This window comes from Oceanobacillus sp. FSL W7-1309, from assembly GCF_038002145.1.
GTDB lineage: Bacteria > Bacillota > Bacilli > Bacillales > Amphibacillaceae > Oceanobacillus > Oceanobacillus profundus.
In genome coordinates this window covers 1,307,498-1,325,279 of record NZ_JBBOBX010000002.1, presented here as the reverse complement: position 1 = coordinate 1,325,279, position 17,782 = coordinate 1,307,498, and the positions used below count along the sequence as shown (strand labels likewise).

Below are 17,782 nucleotides of genomic sequence, written 5' to 3'. Positions count from 1 at the left end.
GAATAGGAGTGAGGCTATGAAAGCACCAGATTTAACGAGTGAAACAAAACGATTAATTATTCGACCATATCAGAAGCAGGATTATGAAAATTGGTATACGCAATTTAGTCGGCGATTGCCATCGCAATCCAAATACGATGAAGGTTATATTGACATGTCTCGTTTTACAAAGGATTGGTTTAGTAAATGGGTCCAAGGGTTCCGTGAAGGTGCAAAAAAAGATGATATGTATATTTTGGGTGTTTTTCGAAAAGAAGATGGAGCCAATGTTGGGACTGTCGAGTTATCGACAATATTACGGGCGAAATACCAATGGGCTATGATGGGATATTTTATACATAATCAGTTTTGGGAGAAGGGGTATGGAAAAGAAAGTGTTATTGCTGCCACACATTTATTTTTTAAACAATTAAACTATCATCGTATCGAACTGCATATCAATATGGATAACGAGCCGTCGATTCGATTAGCAGAAAGTGCTGGTTTTATTTATGAATGTACAAGAAATGAATTTACTTACGAGCGTGGACGTTGGACAGATTTATTAATCTATTATCGGAATAACGACTCAATATGAAAAGGCATACGTAACTTCTAGAAAAGGAGAGAGAAGATGGGGACCGTCATTCGCTGGTTGCTGGCGATATTTTTTACATACTTTGCAATTATTACACTACAAACAGGACTGGAATTGCTTAGTGCTTCAAGAGAAGATGGAGCAATTGCAGTTCGATTCCTATCTTTTGAAATAAATAATCAAGTTGATTCGGAAAACATGGCATCCTATACGATTGCATTCTTTGCAGGAGCGCTTGTTGCTATGATACTTGCGCTCAGCCTTATGAAAGATGCCTTTTCTAGTCTAAAGGGAAAAAGTTAATTGGGATTTTTAAAAAAGGGCTTGGAAGTGAATCTCGCAGTATTGAAACAAAGAGCCGTCATCTCAAAAGAGAATCCTGCTCCAGTTATTAATTGCCTTTATTAAAAAATGATTCTGTTCGTGTTGGCATTTCCAAAAAACAGAGAATAATACATTGCAATTCATTGTACCTATTTTAATTTAAGAACTTTTTTTTGAATAGCAAGTATAAAAGGTGGGTCATTTTTTTGATTAATAAAGCCATAGCGTAAGACATTAAACTGCTTTTGATCTAGTTGAAGCAGGTACTTTAATAGTCCTTCTTTTTCTTCCTTGCCACCTTCATGGCCGTGGTATACAACAAGAACGACAAGTCCATCTTTTTTCAAACGGTTTAAAATAGCATCTACAGCAGTCACCGTTGAATCAGGTGTTGTAATTACTGTTTTATCGCTTCTAGGTAAATAACCGAGGTTGAAAATCGCACCTGCAATTTCTTCATTTTTATCCTTTGGAAAATAATCCAGAATTCTTTCATGACTATCGTGGATTAAAGATACATTGGAGCAATTATTGTTAATTAATACTTTTCTCGTATTTGCAATTGCTTGGTCCTGTATATCAAAGGCATAAACATGACCGTTTTCACCGACTAGCTTACTGAAGAATAAGGTATCATTTCCATTTCCGCACGTTGCGTCAATTACTTTTTCACCCGATTGTATCGTTTCTTCTAATAAATAATGAGCATAATTTAGAATTCCTTTTAGCATATATGCAGCACATTCCTTTTCATTAGATTTATCTCTTCCTTCATGTTATCACGAAAATGCCAATCAAGAAATGCAGTAAAAACTGAGGCGAACCTTTAAAATGAGGTTACCTTGACAATAGTTACCGGATTCATTATAATTCGGTTAAATAATCTAACGACTTTGATAAGGATTAGTAGTAATTTTTTTCAGGCATAGAGAGGCAGTGCTCGGTGGAAACTGCCGTTGAAAGATTTTATGAACTCACCTTTAATGTTGCAGGAATGAATAGGAGTAATTCCTGCCGTCTATCCACGTTAAAGATAACAAGTGAACGCGAATATATGCGTTAATTTGGGTGGTACCGCGGGAGATACAGCTTCTCGTCCCTTTTCTGGGGATGAGTGGCTTTTTTTTTCGCAGATAAGAAAGTGTTAGACTTTCTTATCTGCATAAGTGCAACTAAGGCATCGCCTAAATACTTGCACTCCAAAGTATAAGGGCTTCTAAAAAAGCAAAGAACGCTTTCGTAAGAATCCCTTTAACGAATGCCAAGTTTTCTAATGGAAAATACAAGCGTTGTACAGCGAAAGGAAGGAAAATTAGATGAGCTTTAACCATCAGCAAATTGAAAAAAAATGGCAAAAACACTGGCTTGAAAATAAAACGTTTAAAACGGAAACCTTTTCTGAAAAAGAGAAGTTCTATGCACTTGATATGTTTCCATATCCCTCAGGAGTAGGGCTGCATGTAGGACATCCCGAGGGCTATACGGCAACGGATATTCTATCGCGTATGAAACGAATGCAAGGCTATGAAGTAATGCACCCGATGGGATGGGATGCATTTGGGCTTCCGGCAGAACAATATGCAATTGATACAGGGAATAGCCCAGCTGAATTTACAGCAAAAAATATTGCGACATTTAAACGCCAAATACAAGAACTTGGTTTTTCGTATGATTGGGATCGTGAAATCGATACAACAGATCCGAATTATTATAAATGGACACAGTGGATTTTCACAAAGCTTTATGAAAAAGGGCTCGCTTATATCGATGAGGTTGCGGTGAACTGGTGTCCGGCATTAGGTACAGTTTTGGCGAATGAAGAAGTAATTGATGGAAAAAGTGAACGCGGTGGACATCCGGTCGTACGTAAACCAATGAAGCAGTGGATGCTGAAAATTACTGCATATGCTGATCGCTTGTTGGAAGATTTAGATGAATTAGATTGGCCAGACAGCTTAAAAGAAATGCAACGTAACTGGATTGGCCGCTCAGAGGGCGCAGAAGTAACATTTGCAATTGATGGACATGAAGAAGAATTTACTGTATTTACAACACGTCCAGATACATTATTTGGTGCAACGTATGCAGTGCTTGCCCCAGAACATCCGTTTATCGAAAAAATAACAAGTGCAGAACAAAAAGCTGCCGTAGATGCTTACTTGAACGAAGTCCAAACGAAATCCGATTTGGAGCGTACTGATTTAGCAAAAGATAAAACAGGTGTATTTACTGGTGCATATGCAGTTAACCCTGTGAATAATGAAAAAATGCCAATCTGGATTGCAGACTACGTATTAATGTCATATGGAACTGGTGCAATAATGGCGGTTCCAGCACACGATGAGCGGGACTATGAATTTGCAACAAAATTTGAATTGCCAATTGTGGAAGTAGTTTCAGGTGGAGATATAACAAAAGAAGCATTTACTGGTGATGGAGAACATATCAATTCAGGATTCTTAGATGGGCTTGGAAAAGAAGAGGCAATCTCCAAAATGATTGAATGGCTTGTCGCTGAAGGAAAAGGCGAGAAGAAAATTACGTATCGCCTGCGCGATTGGCTCTTTGCGAGACAGCGTTATTGGGGTGAGCCAATTCCGATTATTCATTGGGAAGATGGTACAATGACAACTGTTCCAGAAGAAGAACTTCCATTGGAACTACCAGTGATGTCAGAGATTAAACCATCTGGTACAGGGGAATCTCCACTTGCTAATAACAGTGATTGGGTAAATGTTGTTGATCCGAAAACCGGAATGAAAGGGCGCCGTGAAACAAACACCATGCCGCAATGGGCGGGAAGCTGCTGGTATTTCTTACGATACATTGACCCGAAAAATACCGAACAGCTAGCAGATCCAGCTGCACTGGAAGAATGGTTGCCAATCGATATTTATATCGGTGGAGCAGAGCATGCCGTGCTTCATCTACTATACGCACGTTTCTGGCATAAGTTCTTATATGACATTGGAGTCGTATCAACAAAAGAACCATTCCAAAAGTTATTTAACCAAGGGATGATTCTTGGCGAAGGTAACGAAAAAATGAGTAAATCCAAAGGTAATGTTGTAAACCCGGATGATATTGTAACATCTCATGGTGCAGATACATTACGTCTTTATGAAATGTTTATGGGGCCATTGGATGCGTCTGTCGCATGGTCAACAAATGGATTAGACGGTGCTAGAAGGTTCCTTGATCGTACATGGAGATTGTTCATGAACGATGATGGTACCCTTTCTGAGAAAATTGTGGAAGCAGAAAATACAGCTTTAGATAAGGTCTACCATGAAACGGTGAAAAAGGTAACAGATGACTTTGAAAATCTGCATTTTAATACCGGAATATCGCAAATGATGGTATTTATTAATGAAGGCTACAAAGCAGATCAAATTCCAAAAGCATTTGTGGAAGGGTTTGTGAAGATGCTTTCTCCAGTTGCCCCACATATTGCTGAAGAGCTTTGGGAACAACTTGGCCACTCAAATACGATTACCTACGAAGAATGGCCGGTCTTCGATGCATCGAAATTAGTGGAAGATGAAGTAGAAGTAGTTCTTCAAGTCATGGGCAAAGTTCGTTCGAAATTAAGTGTGCCGAAAGATATTTCGAAAGAAGACTTGGAAAAATTAGCATTAGCAGATGAAGGATTGCAAAAATGGATCGAAGGAAAAACAATTCGAAAAGTAATCGTCGTGCCAGGAAAATTAGTAAACGTAGTAGCGAACTAAATGAAACCAAAAAGATCTCCTTCTATATTTAAAGAGGAGATCTTTTTTTATGAAGTGTCACGTCCATTTAACTGGATTCAACCCAATTCGTTTGTAAAATAATCCACTCGCCATTTTCGAAATACCATAATGTTTCAATTGTGCCAAGACGATCTGCGTGGTAGGCACCGCTAATTTGTTGATAGCTTTTTAGACCATACCCTTTGCTTTCGCTAATCGATATTGGTTCATAAAAAGCAATTGGATCAATCATTAATGAAGTAGGTTTTAAAAGGTTGCCTTTTTTATCATAAATTCCAAGACGTATATAATCCTCTGCACGGTCTTTAACATCCATCACAATTGGCTTGCCATTAGGGACAATTTCAATAATTACTTGAAAATTCTCTTCAAAATTACCACTAACATAGCGCTGTTCTGGTAAAGGGATTTCTTTTAACTCCTGATTTACCAATGTGTGTAAGAAAGAAGTGTATAAACCGCCACTCCCACCAGTCGGACTTTGATAGAAGATATCCTTTATTCCGTCATGATCCAGATCAATGAATTGCAGCTTTGGTTCGTAACCACCACCATAATTGATTTTCCACTCTTCTTTATCAGAAGATCGAATCTCAGCCCAAATATCTTGATAATATTGTGCGTCTGGAGCAAAAAGCTTTCCTTTCAATTCGATTGTATTGTTTTCTCCATCTCCTGTTACATCAGCTTGGTATGTTTCAATTAAGATACTATCTGGTGCTGTTTCTGCAGCAAATGTAATTGTTGGAAATGCAATCATCAATATGAGAAAAAAATATTTCACGTTCATCACTTCCTTTATTTGAAATAATAATGTGGTATATGTAAGGTGAATTGAATGTAACTTCACCTTTGCAAATAAAATGAATTACTTCTTGCTTTGTTAGTTCTTGTAGGTTGCGCATTGTGTTTGCATCCTATGCGTGAAATACGTAAAATTGAAATTGAATACAATAAAGGGGATGACAATATGCCAGAAATAAATGAAGTAGCACCTAAAGAAGTAGAAAAGCTGATGAACGAGGAAGATATTATAATCATTGATGTAAGAGAAGATGAAGAAGTTGCTCAAGGAATAATTGAAACAGCCAAGCATATTCCATTAGGAAATATTCCGGAAGCAGTAGCTGACTTAGATAAAAATAAATCGTATATACTTGTATGTCGATCAGGAGCAAGAAGTATGAATGCGTCCAAATATATGGATGAACAAGGTTTTAAGGTTTCCAATATGAAAGGCGGCATGTTGGAGTGGGAAGGCGAAGTAATCGTCGATTAATAGAGAAGAAGTTATTTTCAGTAATTCTGAAAATAACTTCTTTTTATTTAGGTATTGCATTTTGAACTTAAGGGGTGTAGTATAAATTTTGCTGTCAAGAAGAGAAGCAAATGAAATAAGTTTTCAGCTTCAAAATGAACTCGACAAATTAAAAATAAATGTTGACAAGTATTTATGAGAAATGCTATAATAAACATCCACTAGTTAGGAAAAGTCGAAAATGATTTGTTTTTCAGATTTATTGTTGATTACTAGTGTGGTATTGTAATTATAAGTTAACAAATTTGCTCTTTGAAAACTGAACAAAACAACCAGTATGTCAAGAAAAAGGAAACTCGTTTTTCTTTTTAAAACAAGTAGAAGTCAGCTTCTACAAAAGCTAAGTATTACAAACTTTTATGGAGAGTTTGATCTTGGCTCAGGACGAACGCTGGCGGCGTGCCTAATACATGCAAGTCGAGCGCAGGAAATAAACAGAACCCTTCGGGGTGATGTTTATGGAATGAGCGGCGGACGGGTGAGTAACACGTGGGCAACCTGCCTGTAAGATCGGGATAACTCGCGGAAACGTGAGCTAATACCGGATAACACTTTTCATCTCATGGTGAGAAGATAAAAGACGGTTTCGGCTGTCACTTACAGATGGGCCCGCGGCGCATTAGCTAGTTGGTGAGGTAACGGCTCACCAAGGCGACGATGCGTAGCCGACCTGAGAGGGTGATCGGCCACACTGGGACTGAGACACGGCCCAGACTCCTACGGGAGGCAGCAGTAGGGAATCTTCCGCAATGGACGAAAGTCTGACGGAGCAACGCCGCGTGAGTGATGAAGGTTTTCGGATCGTAAAACTCTGTTGTTAGGGAAGAACAAGTTGGGTAGTAACTGACCCAACCTTGACGGTACCTAACCAGAAAGCCACGGCTAACTACGTGCCAGCAGCCGCGGTAATACGTAGGTGGCAAGCGTTGTCCGGAATTATTGGGCGTAAAGCGCTCGCAGGCGGTCTTTTAAGTCTGATGTGAAAGCCCACGGCTTAACCGTGGAGGGTCATTGGAAACTGGAGGACTTGAGTACAGAAGAGGAGAGTGGAATTCCACGTGTAGCGGTGAAATGCGTAGAGATGTGGAGGAACACCAGTGGCGAAGGCGACTCTCTGGTCTGTAACTGACGCTGAGGAGCGAAAGCGTGGGTAGCGAACAGGATTAGATACCCTGGTAGTCCACGCCGTAAACGATGAGTGCTAGGTGTTAGGGGGTTTCCGCCCCTTAGTGCTGAAGTTAACGCATTAAGCACTCCGCCTGGGGAGTACGGCCGCAAGGCTGAAACTCAAAAGAATTGACGGGGGCCCGCACAAGCGGTGGAGCATGTGGTTTAATTCGAAGCAACGCGAAGAACCTTACCAGGTCTTGACATCCTCTGATACCTCTAGAGATAGAGTTTTCCCTTCGGGGACAGAGTGACAGGTGGTGCATGGTTGTCGTCAGCTCGTGTCGTGAGATGTTGGGTTAAGTCCCGCAACGAGCGCAACCCTTGATCTTAGTTGCCAGCATTCAGTTGGGCACTCTAAGGTGACTGCCGGTGACAAACCGGAGGAAGGTGGGGATGACGTCAAATCATCATGCCCCTTATGACCTGGGCTACACACGTGCTACAATGGATGGAACAAAGGGAAGCGAACCCGCGAGGTCAAGCCAATCCCATAAAACCATTCTCAGTTCGGATTGTAGGCTGCAACTCGCCTACATGAAGCCGGAATCGCTAGTAATCGCGGATCAGCATGCCGCGGTGAATACGTTCCCGGGCCTTGTACACACCGCCCGTCACACCACGAGAGTTGGTAACACCCGAAGTCGGTGAGGTAACCTTTTGGAGCCAGCCGCCGAAGGTGGGACTAATGATTGGGGTGAAGTCGTAACAAGGTAGCCGTATCGGAAGGTGCGGCTGGATCACCTCCTTTCTAAGGATTATTACGGAACCCTACCTTCGGGTAGGAAGGGCATACTGTGTTGTTTGGTTCAGTTTTGAGAGAGTAAAAAAGATCTCTCAAAGGATTGAAGGATCTTCTGTTAAAACCCGTCACGTCCTGTGACGAACACAGAAGTCACCACATCCTGTGGAAGCTTGTACCTTGAAAACTAAATAAGAGTAACAACGACATCAATATTTTTAAATAAAAGCAAGGCTAATAAATTAGTACGCTTATTTACTGTAACTTAGTTAAGTGAATAAGGGCGCACGGTGGATGCCTTGGCACTAGAAGCCGATGAAGGACGGGACTAACACCGATATGCCTCGGGGAGTTGTAAGTAAACTTTGATCCGGGGATTTCCGAATGGGGGAACCCACTGTTCGTAATGGAACAGTACATGCATCTGAATACATAGGGTGCATGAGGTAGACCCGGGGAACTGAAACATCTCAGTACCCGGAGGAAGAGAAAGAAAAATCGATTTCCTGAGTAGCGGCGAGCGAAACGGAAAGAGCCCAAACCAGAAAGCTTGCTTTCTGGGGTTGTAGGACACTCCACTCGGAGTTACCAAGGAATTCTTTAAATGAATCGACCTGGAAAGGTCAGCCACAGAAGGTAACAGCCCTGTAGTTGAAAAAGAATTCCCTCCGGAGTGTATCCTGAGTACGGCGGAACACGTGGAATTCCGTCGGAATCCGGGAGGACCATCTCCCAAGGCTAAATACTCTCTAGTGACCGATAGTGAACCAGTACCGTGAGGGAAAGGTGAAAAGCACCCCGGAAGGGGAGTGAAATAGAACCTGAAACCGTGTGCCTACAAGTAGTCGAAGCCCGTTAATGGGTAACGGCGTACCTTTTGTAGAATGGACCGGCGAGTTACGATCGTATGCAAGGTTAAGTGGAAGACACGGAGCCGCAGCGAAAGCGAGTCTGAATAGGGCGAATGAGTATGCGGTCGTAGACCCGAAACCGTGTGATCTACCCATGTCCAGGGTGAAGGTCAGGTAACACTGACTGGAGGCCCGAACCCACGTATGTTGAAAAATGCGGGGATGAGGTGTGGGTAGGGGTGAAATGCCAATCGAACACGGAGATAGCTGGTTCTCTCCGAAATAGCTTTAGGGCTAGCCTCAAGAAATAGAGTACTGGAGGTAGAGCACTGATTGGACTAGGGGCCCTCACCGGGTTACCGAATTCAGTCAAACTCCGAATGCCAGTTACTTTTACTTGGGAGTCAGACTATGGGTGATAAGGTTCATAGTCGAAAGGGAAACAGCCCAGACCGCCAGCTAAGGTCCCAAAGTATACGTTAAGTGGAAAAGGATGTGGAGTTGCCCAGACAACCAGGATGTTGGCTTAGAAGCAGCCATCATTTAAAGAGTGCGTAATAGCTCACTGGTCGAGTGACTCTGCGCCGAAAATGTACCGGGGCTAAACGTATCACCGAAGCTGCGGATTGTTCTTACGAACAATGGTAGGAGAGCGTTCTAAGTGCTGTGAAGTCAGACCGTGAGGACTGGTGGAGCGCTTAGAAGTGAGAATGCCGGTATGAGTAGCGAAAAAAGAGTGAGAATCTCTTTCACCGAATGCCTAAGGTTTCCTGAGGAAGGCTCGTCCTCTCAGGGTTAGTCGGGACCTAAGCCGAGGCCGAAAGGCGTAGGCGATGGACAACAGGTAGATATTCCTGTACCACCTCATGATTGTTTGAGCGATGGGGGGACGCAGTAGGATAAGGAATGCGCACTGATGGATATGTGCGCCCAAGCAGTGAGAAAGTCAGATAGGCAAATCCGTCTGGCAATTTCAAGCTGTGATGGGGAGGGAAATTTAGTACCGAAGTTCCGGATTTCACACTGCCAAGAAAAGCCTCTAGTTAGATCATAGGTGCCCGTACCGCAAACCGACACAGGTAGGCGAGGAGAGAATCCTAAGGTGAGCGGGAGAACTCTCGTTAAGGAACTCGGCAAAATGACCCCGTAACTTCGGGAGAAGGGGTGCTTCATTTACATGGAGCCGCAGTGAATAGGCCCAAGCGACTGTTTAGCAAAAACACAGGTCTCTGCGAAGCCGAAAGGCGAAGTATAGGGGCTGACACCTGCCCGGTGCTGGAAGGTTAAGGGGAAATGTTAGCCGCAAGGCGAAGCTTTGAACCGAAGCCCCAGTAAACGGCGGCCGTAACTATAACGGTCCTAAGGTAGCGAAATTCCTTGTCGGGTAAGTTCCGACCCGCACGAAAGGTGCAACGACTTGGGCACTGTCTCAACGAGAGACCCGGTGAAATTATACTATGCGTGAAGATGCGCATTACCCGCGACAGGACGGAAAGACCCCGTGGAGCTTTACTGTAGCCTGATATTGAATGTCTGTGCAGCTTGTACAGGATAGGTGGGAGCCTTGGAAACCGGAGCGCTAGCTTCGGTGGAGGCATCCGTGGGATACCACCCTGGCTGTATGGACATTCTAACCCAGGACCGTGATCCGGTTCGGAGACAGTGTCAGGCGGGCAGTTTGACTGGGGCGGTCGCCTCCCAAAAGGTAACGGAGGCGCCCAAAGGTTCCCTCAGAATGGTTGGAAATCATTCGTAGAGTGTAAAGGCACAAGGGAGCTTGACTGCGAGACCTACAAGTCGAGCAGGGACGAAAGTCGGGCTTAGTGATCCGGTGGTTCCGCATGGAAGGGCCATCGCTCAACGGATAAAAGCTACCCCGGGGATAACAGGCTTATCTCCCCCAAGAGTTCACATCGACGGGGAGGTTTGGCACCTCGATGTCGGCTCATCGCATCCTGGGGCTGTAGTCGGTCCCAAGGGTTGGGCTGTTCGCCCATTAAAGCGGTACGCGAGCTGGGTTCAGAACGTCGTGAGACAGTTCGGTCCCTATCCGTCGTGGGCGTTGGAAGTTTGAGAGGAGCTGTCCTTAGTACGAGAGGACCGGGATGGACACACCGCTGGTGTACCAGTTGTTCCGCCAGGAGCATCGCTGGGTAGCTACGTGTGGAAAGGATAAGTGCTGAAAGCATCTAAGCATGAAGCCCCCCTCAAGATGAGACTTCCCATCACTTCGAGTGAGTAAGATCCCTCAGAGACGATGAGGTTGATAGGTTCGGTGTGGAAGCGTGGTGACACGTGGAGCTTACGGATACTAATCGATCGAGGACTTAACTAAATTCTTTATTTGATGTCTTGTTTACTCTTATTTAGTTTTTAAGGTATAAATTCAAAAAAACCTTGCATTTTTATTCGGAAATGCATATAATAAAACTTGTCCTTGTTTTTGAGGATTGTCTGGTAGCAATAGCGAAGAGGCCACACCTGTTCCCATGCCGAACACAGAAGTTAAGCTCTTCAGCGCCGATGGTAGTTGGGGCTTTGCCCCTGCAAGAGTAGGACGCCGCCAGGCACATGTAAAAAGGAGTTACGAAAATAATTCGTAACTCCTTTTTACAATTATATACGAAGTACATTGTTTTCGTTGAGCAATAAAAAGGGATGTGTCTCATATGTGATGAGGACATCCCTTTTTATTGTTTATGTTACTATGAAATTTGATTGCCATAGTACCTAATTAGCTACGTCTTAAAAGTGCAGTATTGAAGATAGGCTTCCTACTCTACAGTTGCTAAGGGCGCTTTTTCTTTAGCTGTTAAGCTTCTGATTTATCAGCTTCTGTAATATTAAATTTAGTGCTTATCGAATCAGTGATGACAGTAATAGCTCCGTCACCAGTTACATTACATGCTGTTCCGAAACTATCCTGTGCTAAGTATAGTGCAATCATTAAAGATACCATTGTAGGATTAAAGTGCAGCATAACCTCTAATAATCCAATTGCGGCCATAACCGCTCCACCTGGAACTCCTGGGGCAGCTACCATTGTAACACCTAACATAAGTAGGAATGGTAAAATTGAGATAAATGAGACTGCTTCTCCTTGTAAAAATAAAACAGCAAGTGAACAGCTCATCAATGTAATTGTACTTCCAGATAGATGAATATTTGCTAATAATGGTACGGTAAAATCTGCGATATTTTTTCGAGCCTTTATGGTTTTCGTTCGTTCTAATGTTACCGGAATCGTTGCTGCTGATGATTGTGTTCCCAATGCAGTAAAATAGGCAGGAGTCATCTTTTTTAGCATAATGAATGGATTTTGTTTACTTAATGAACCAGCAACAGTATATTGAACGACTAAATATAAAATATGAAGTACGATAATCATAACAAACACTTTTGCAAAAACACTTAGAATCGTTGCAACTTGTCCTGCATGCGTCATATTGGCGAAAATACCAAAGATATGGAAAGGAAGTAACGGAATAATTACCTTTTCGATAACAAGTTGGACGATATCACGAAAGTCATTCGCTATATTTAGTAATGTATTACTTCTAACCGCTGCAATTCCAATACCGATAACAAATGAAAGCAATAATGCTGTTACAACCTCCATTGGTGGAGCCATATCAATTACAAAGAATGCTTCACTTAATCCAGCAGTAGGATCTGTAAATGCTTGAAGAGACTGACCACTTAGCATTGTGGGATAAAGACTTTTAGCAGTAAAGAAAGCAATGATTCCGGCAATGATTGTTGAAGTATACGCAAGGCCGGCAGTAACACTTAACAATTTTCCTGCACCACGTCCAACTTCTCCAATTCCCGGTGTGATGAAACCAAGGATAATAAGTGGGATAATGAAGCTCAGAAAGTTACCAAAGAGCCCATTAAATGTTGCAAAGAATTGTATAAGCCAATCATTACTGAAGGAACCAATGGCAATACCTAAAATAATGGCAGTAATAATTCGTGCGAGTAAACCAAATCGTTTCATTTTTGTTCCCCCTAAAGATATATATTTTTTTAGTATACACTAACTGATACAGTGAAGACCATACTATATAAAAAGTGGGATAATTCGCAATTAAACTACAATTTTAAAAGCGTACCAAAATGGCACGCTTTTTTTGCAGCTAAGTAAGTAATAGGATACTTTCTTACTGCATCGTGAATTGCATTTTCCAAGCAAATATCAGAGAATAATTCATGACATTTCATGCTGGAAATTATTGCTACAGAAGGCTTTATCTGATTAGCTCATCCCAAAGGGACCCATGCTTCCACTACTGCTATTATTTCCACTATTGCTGTTATTACCACCCATTCCACCAGACATGAATGGTAAGAATTTTTGAGCAACTTGACCAAGGTTTTGATTATTTCTTGTCATGGTATAATAGGTAGCTGCCCCAACGCCGACGGAAGCAAGAAGTGGTAACCAAGCACCGTTCTTTTGCATGTATCATCAACCCTTTCTGTCAAAGTATCAGACAATCTTAGGTTGACCGAAGCGAGCAAAAAAATCCTAGGAATCATATACCATATAAGACGCTTCAGTGGCTGCATTCATTCCGGCAAGCCTACCTGTTACAAGTGCTGAGGTGATATTGTAACCACCGGTATAGCCGTGAATATCCAATATTTCCCCGCAAAAATAAAGTCCATGCATTAATTTAGATTGCATCGTATTCGGTACAATTTCCTTAATGGTAACACCGCCACCTGTTACAAAGGCTTTCTCAAGCGGCAACGAACCATGCACATAGAAGTGAAAGTTTTTAATTGTGTGCACGATCGAGCGAACCGTTTCTTTTGACACATTCGCACACTTTTGCTCATCTGTAACATTGTTTTGTATAAGGATGTAGTTTAATAAACGTTCGGGTACAATTCCTTTTATCACATTTCTGAATGATTTTTTAGGATTTAATTCCATTGTTTCTAAAAGATGTTGTACCAATTTATCTTCGTCTTTATCAGGTAAAGCATCCAATAAAACGGGAACTTGTTTATTTCCCTTCATTAATTCTTTAACTACAAATTGAGAGCAACGTAATACCGCGGGTCCAGATACACCAAAATGGGTGAAGAGCATGTCCATTTGATGCGTGATAATAGGCTTACCTTTTTTGTTTAAAACAGATAAAGCAACGTTGCGTAAGGAAAGACCTTGCAGGCTTTTGTTTTGGATGAAAGGCTCTTTTGATGTCAGTGCAACCTCTGTAGGGTAAAGCTCTGTAATCGTATGTCCCGCCTTCTTCGCCCAAGCATAGCCATCACCTGTAGATCCGGTGTGAGGGACAGCTTTTCCGCCGGCTGCAATAACAATCGTTTTGGTGTTTATTTTTTCTCCATCTTCTAAGATAACCGTGTGTGTCGTGTTATCATAGTGTACAGCTTTGACTTTCGTGTTCATGTTTATTGATACATGTAAATCATTTAATTTATCGATAAGGGCATTAACAACGCTTTGTGCAGAGTTAGAAACAGGAAACATTCTGCCATGATCCTCTTCTTTCAATGCTACGCCCATATTTTCAAAAAAATCGATAATATCATAGTTATTAAAGATAGAAAATGCACTATATAGAAATTTCCCATTTCCAGGGATATGTTTAATCACTTCATCCTGCGGGAGTCTGTTTGTTACGTTACATCTGCCGCCACCAGAGATGGCAAGCTTTTTCCCGAGCTTTTTTCCTTTTTCAAGGAGCATTGTCTTTGCACCATGCTCGGCTGCTGATATGGCTGCCATAAGCCCAGATGGACCTCCGCCAATTACAATTACATCATATTTCAATTTGATTCATTCCTTTCCTATGTATATTACCACTTATACACTACATTTCGCCATAGATGACAGAATAAATTTGAAAAGCTCTTTAGAAAACTTCTGATCCTCTAAACCTTTATCTAAGCGAATGTATGAAAAAAAGAAAAGTTATTTACAGTCCTATTTGCCAAAAATTGATGATTCCAGACGAACATTATAGGAAGAAACTGCTGATTAAGTGTGGTAAAATGAAGATTGGTATTTTTTAAAAGAAGTTAGTTGTATTAGTAGAATGAAATTCGGAATGTAAAAAAGATGCGGGTGAAATAATGTCGAAAATTATAAGAGGTACGATGCTTCTAACAGGGGCGTCGTTTTTATCAAAATTTCTAGGAATGATTTATGTTATACCTTTTAATGTACTTGTTGGAGCTGTTGGTGGTGCATTATATGGTTATGCATATACGCCATATAGTATTTTCCTCAGTATATCAACAGTCGGAATACCATCAGCAGTTTCGAAATTTATATCTAAGTATAATTCGCTTGGTGATTATGAAACCGGGATGCGTATGTTTAGGCTTGCGAGCTTACTTATGCTTGGTACCGGGCTGTTTGCCTTTTTAATGTTGTATTTTAGTGCCGATTGGATTGCCGGATTCCAAATAAAAGGTGAGGATACACCTATTACGGCTGATGATGTAGCGTTTGTTACACGTATGGTCAGTATCGCTTTAATTATTATCCCTTCAATGAGTATTTTACGTGGTTTTTTTCAAGGGCATCAATCGATGGGCCCGACAGCTGTGTCACAGGTTGTCGAGCAAATTGTTCGAATTGGCTTTATCTTAATCGGAGCTTATATTATTATTCATCTTTTAGGTGGAACAATTGTGACAGCTGTAGGCTTCGCAACATTTGCAGCATTTATTGGTGCGGTTGGGTCTTGTCTAGTTTTGGCGATTTATTGGAAAAAACGCAAGCCTTTTATCAAGAAGCAAATTGCACAGCAAAAATATACGTATGCAATACCAACCAGAGATTTATTTAAAGAGCTGTTTCGTTATGCGGGTCCATTTGTTTTGGTTGGGCTGGCAATTCCGTTGTATCAGCTCGTTGATCAGTTTACATTTCAACCTGCGATGCTAGCTAGCGGTCGTGAGGATATATGGGTTTCAGCTGCTTCTGCAATAATGACTTACGGACATAAGGTTGTCATTATTCCAATGACAGTGGCAACCGGGCTTTCTTTAGCTATGTTGCCAAGTCTAACCGAGTCCTTTACGCAGAAAAACGAGGTCATGTATACGAAGCAGATTAACCAAGCGCTGCAAATAATTTTAGTGGTCGTTATTCCTGCTTCCGTTGGCATTGCGATTCTTTCCAACGAAGCATATGGTGCATTATATGGCATGGAGAATATTGGAGTAACAGGTTCATTGCTCGCATGGTATGCACCGGTTGCCTTGTTATTTGCTCTATTTACAGTGACAGCCGGAATTCTGCAAGGCATCGATCAGCAAAATTATGCAGTGTTAAGCTTAATGGCGGGTGTATTAGCAAAAGTATTACTCAATAGTCAGCTGATTCACGTATTTGGAGCAAAAGGGGCAATCTTTGGTACGGCGCTAGCGGCAGGAATTGCAGTTACGTTAAATCTTTGGCGTCTAAAAAAAGCCCTCAATTTTAAATTAAAACAAACCATTAAACGAACGATATTGATTGGAATTTTCACCCTAATCATGTGTATCGTTGTTTGGACATTGAAAGCTGTTATGGGACTTTTTCTTCCTTATGAGACATCACGTTGGGCTACGATTGTGATGCTTGGTATAGGTGCCGGCAGCGGTGCAATTGTTTATTTTGTATTAGCTTATAAATCAACCCTGCTTGAACATATATTTGGGGGCAGAATCCCTGTAGTGGGAAGATTTTTAGGAAGATAAAATAACTGTTTAAATGTGCTTCTAAAAGGAGAATAAAGATGCGACTCGATAAATTGCTATCCAACATGGGCGTTGGGAGCAGAAAAGAAGTTAAAGCGTTACTGAAGAAGAAACAAGTTACAGTTAATGGTATTGTTTCAAAAGATAGCGGTGAAAAGATAGACCCGAATAAAGATGAGATTGCTGTGAATGGGGAGATCATTCGTTACGAGCAGTATATTTATTTGATGATGAATAAAGCACCTGGCTATATTTCGGCGACAACCGATAAGCGAGAGAAGACGGTTATTGACCTGCTGAGAGAAGATGTGCAACATTTTAAGCCATTCCCTGTTGGCAGGCTGGATAAAGATACAGAGGGTCTTCTTTTGCTTACGAATGACGGAGAACTCGCTCATGAGCTTGTTTCGCCAAAGAAAGACATTGGTAAAACCTATTTTGCACGAATAAATGGAAAAGTAACTGTCGATGATATAGCTGTTTTCCGTGAGGGAGTTGTGCTTGAAGATGGTTATGAAGCAAAGCCTGGTGAACTTACTATTTTACAAAGTGATGCAATATCTGAAATTGAACTGACAATCACAGAAGGCAAATTTCACCAGGTGAAGCGGATGTTTGAAGCGGTTGGGAAGCGTGTTATATATTTAAAGCGCCTGCGCATGGGGGAGCTTCAATTAGACCCAGATTTAAAGCTTGGCGCTTATCGTCCATTAACAGAAAGCGAATTAGCTTATTGTAAGTCATTAAAAAAATAAATGAGGGAATAGGGATGGCTCATTATTTTATTGCAATTCAACTGCCGAAGAGGCTACAAGCATATTTCACAAGCTGGCAAAATGAACTACAGAAGAAATTAGTGTATAAGCAATGGACACATCAGAAGGACTTGCATATCACACTACAATTTTTAGGTGAAGTGGACGATAATAGAATAAGGCATTTAACAAAAGCATTAGAGGAGATTGAACGTATATCTTCATTCGATATTGAGGTCGGTGGAGTTGGGGTATTTGGTAATCCGAATAAGCCACGTGTACTGTGGGCAGGGGTTAACAAGACAAATGCATTGGCACAGCTTCAAAGATACGTTGAATCGTGTACAATGACTGTCGGTTTTCCGAAAGAAACACGAGCGTATACCCCGCATATCACATTGGCAAAAAAATGGGACGGAACGGATAATCTAGGCAAAGATACCTTGAAAGATCTAAAGAATACGTGGAATGAAACGTGGTCAATAAGTGTCGCAGAAATAGTGTTAATTCGTATTCATCCCAAGCAAACTCCAAAATATGAAGTTGTAAAACGGTACTGTTTGCAGTAACG

At 41.5% G+C, this 17,782-nt stretch carries 12 protein-coding genes, 3 rRNA genes and 1 other annotated feature; of the genes, 10 read left to right on the top strand and 5 right to left on the bottom strand.

The features are described from left to right. Positions 1-16 precede the first annotated feature (16 nt). Together NST46_RS19105 and NST46_RS19100 are read left to right on the top strand one after the other, a co-directional pair. Positions 17-577: a GNAT family N-acetyltransferase gene (locus NST46_RS19105; protein ID WP_340003232.1), complete on the top strand. Its 561-nt coding sequence runs from the start codon at positions 17-19 to the stop codon at positions 575-577. Between the two features lie 36 nt (positions 578-613). After that, positions 614-880, top strand: coding sequence for a hypothetical protein (locus NST46_RS19100; protein ID WP_303447877.1), 267 nt, complete (start codon positions 614-616; stop codon positions 878-880). 170 nt (positions 881-1,050) lie between these two features. On the opposite strand, the gene NST46_RS19095 is transcribed toward NST46_RS19100, so the two are convergent. Beyond that, positions 1,051-1,632, bottom strand: a complete 582-nt coding sequence (locus tag NST46_RS19095; RefSeq protein ID WP_095309109.1) for a tRNA (mnm(5)s(2)U34)-methyltransferase — start codon at positions 1,630-1,632, stop codon at positions 1,051-1,053. A gap of 153 nt (positions 1,633-1,785) precedes the next feature. Then, positions 1,786-2,005 (top strand) — a binding site (T-box leader). Between the two features lie 212 nt (positions 2,006-2,217). Here NST46_RS19095 and leuS point away from each other — a divergent pair. Further along, entirely contained in the window at positions 2,218-4,632 is a 2,415-nt protein-coding gene (gene leuS, locus NST46_RS19090) for a leucine--tRNA ligase (protein ID WP_303447875.1), read from the top strand. Positions 4,633-4,699: 67 nt separating this feature from the next. Here the strand turns inward: leuS and NST46_RS19085 are convergent, their stop codons facing one another. Then, positions 4,700-5,443, bottom strand: a complete 744-nt coding sequence (locus NST46_RS19085; protein ID WP_379602281.1) for a hypothetical protein — start codon at positions 5,441-5,443, stop codon at positions 4,700-4,702. A 180-nt stretch (positions 5,444-5,623) separates the two neighbouring features. Here NST46_RS19085 and NST46_RS19080 point away from each other — a divergent pair, with 180 nt between their 5' ends. From NST46_RS19080 to rrf, 4 genes are all read left to right on the top strand, one after another. Continuing rightward, positions 5,624-5,932 (top strand): rhodanese-like domain-containing protein, encoded by a 309-nt coding sequence (locus NST46_RS19080; RefSeq protein ID WP_095309104.1) that lies wholly within the window; start codon positions 5,624-5,626, stop codon positions 5,930-5,932. Positions 5,933-6,327: 395 nt separating this feature from the next. Then, positions 6,328-7,889 (top strand): 16S ribosomal RNA (locus NST46_RS19075). A gap of 258 nt (positions 7,890-8,147) precedes the next feature. Further along, positions 8,148-11,066 (top strand): 23S ribosomal RNA (locus NST46_RS19070). Positions 11,067-11,184: 118 nt separating this feature from the next. After that, a 5S ribosomal RNA gene (rrf, locus tag NST46_RS19065) occupies positions 11,185-11,300 on the top strand. Together the 16S, 23S and 5S rRNA genes form the textbook arrangement of a ribosomal RNA operon. A 243-nt stretch (positions 11,301-11,543) precedes the next feature. Here the strand turns inward: rrf and NST46_RS19060 are convergent. From NST46_RS19060 to NST46_RS19050, 3 genes are all read right to left on the bottom strand, one after another. After that, a complete protein-coding gene (locus NST46_RS19060; protein ID WP_095307626.1) occupies positions 11,544-12,731 on the bottom strand; it encodes a dicarboxylate/amino acid:cation symporter in 1,188 nt (395 codons plus the stop codon). 258 nt (positions 12,732-12,989) lie between these two features. Continuing rightward, positions 12,990-13,196 (bottom strand): hypothetical protein, encoded by a 207-nt coding sequence (locus NST46_RS19055; protein ID WP_095307624.1) that lies wholly within the window; start codon positions 13,194-13,196, stop codon positions 12,990-12,992. Between the two features lie 66 nt (positions 13,197-13,262). Continuing rightward, positions 13,263-14,537, bottom strand: coding sequence for a BaiN/RdsA family NAD(P)/FAD-dependent oxidoreductase (locus NST46_RS19050; protein WP_095307622.1), 1,275 nt, complete (start codon positions 14,535-14,537; stop codon positions 13,263-13,265). Between the two features lie 302 nt (positions 14,538-14,839). Between NST46_RS19050 and NST46_RS19045 the strand changes: the two genes are divergently transcribed. From NST46_RS19045 to thpR, 3 genes are read left to right on the top strand one after another with little or no spacing between them, the layout of a single operon-like run. After that, a complete protein-coding gene (locus NST46_RS19045; RefSeq protein WP_095307619.1) occupies positions 14,840-16,456 on the top strand; it encodes a putative polysaccharide biosynthesis protein in 1,617 nt (538 codons plus the stop codon). Between the two features lie 38 nt (positions 16,457-16,494). Next, the gene (locus tag NST46_RS19040; protein WP_341137596.1) at positions 16,495-17,211 is read left to right on the top strand and encodes a pseudouridine synthase; all 717 of its coding nucleotides are present in this window, start codon (positions 16,495-16,497) and stop codon (positions 17,209-17,211) included. A gap of 14 nt (positions 17,212-17,225) precedes the next feature. Beyond that, positions 17,226-17,780 (top strand): RNA 2',3'-cyclic phosphodiesterase, encoded by a 555-nt coding sequence (gene thpR, locus NST46_RS19035; RefSeq protein WP_303451244.1) that lies wholly within the window; start codon positions 17,226-17,228, stop codon positions 17,778-17,780. The last annotated feature ends 2 nt before the right edge of the window (positions 17,781-17,782 follow it).

Bases quoted from the DNA above. Each gene is read 5' to 3' on its own strand.
- NST46_RS19055 (WP_095307624.1), bottom strand. From the start codon at position 13,196: ATGCAAAAGAACGGTGCTTGGTTACCACTTCTTGCTTCCGTCGGCGTT.
- NST46_RS19080 (WP_095309104.1), top strand. From the start codon at position 5,624: ATGCCAGAAATAAATGAAGTAGCACCTAAAGAAGTAGAAAAGCTGATG.
- NST46_RS19085 (WP_379602281.1), bottom strand. From the start codon at position 5,443: ATGAACGTGAAATATTTTTTTCTCATATTGATGATTGCATTTCCAACA.
- leuS (WP_303447875.1), top strand. From the start codon at position 2,218: ATGAGCTTTAACCATCAGCAAATTGAAAAAAAATGGCAAAAACACTGG.
- NST46_RS19105 (WP_340003232.1), top strand. From the start codon at position 17: ATGAAAGCACCAGATTTAACGAGTGAAACAAAACGATTAATTATTCGA.
- NST46_RS19060 (WP_095307626.1), bottom strand. From the start codon at position 12,731: ATGAAACGATTTGGTTTACTCGCACGAATTATTACTGCCATTATTTTA.
- NST46_RS19100 (WP_303447877.1), top strand. From the start codon at position 614: ATGGGGACCGTCATTCGCTGGTTGCTGGCGATATTTTTTACATACTTT.
- thpR (WP_303451244.1), top strand. From the start codon at position 17,226: ATGGCTCATTATTTTATTGCAATTCAACTGCCGAAGAGGCTACAAGCA.
- NST46_RS19095 (WP_095309109.1), bottom strand. From the start codon at position 1,632: ATGCTAAAAGGAATTCTAAATTATGCTCATTATTTATTAGAAGAAACG.
- NST46_RS19045 (WP_095307619.1), top strand. From the start codon at position 14,840: ATGTCGAAAATTATAAGAGGTACGATGCTTCTAACAGGGGCGTCGTTT.
- NST46_RS19040 (WP_341137596.1), top strand. From the start codon at position 16,495: ATGCGACTCGATAAATTGCTATCCAACATGGGCGTTGGGAGCAGAAAA.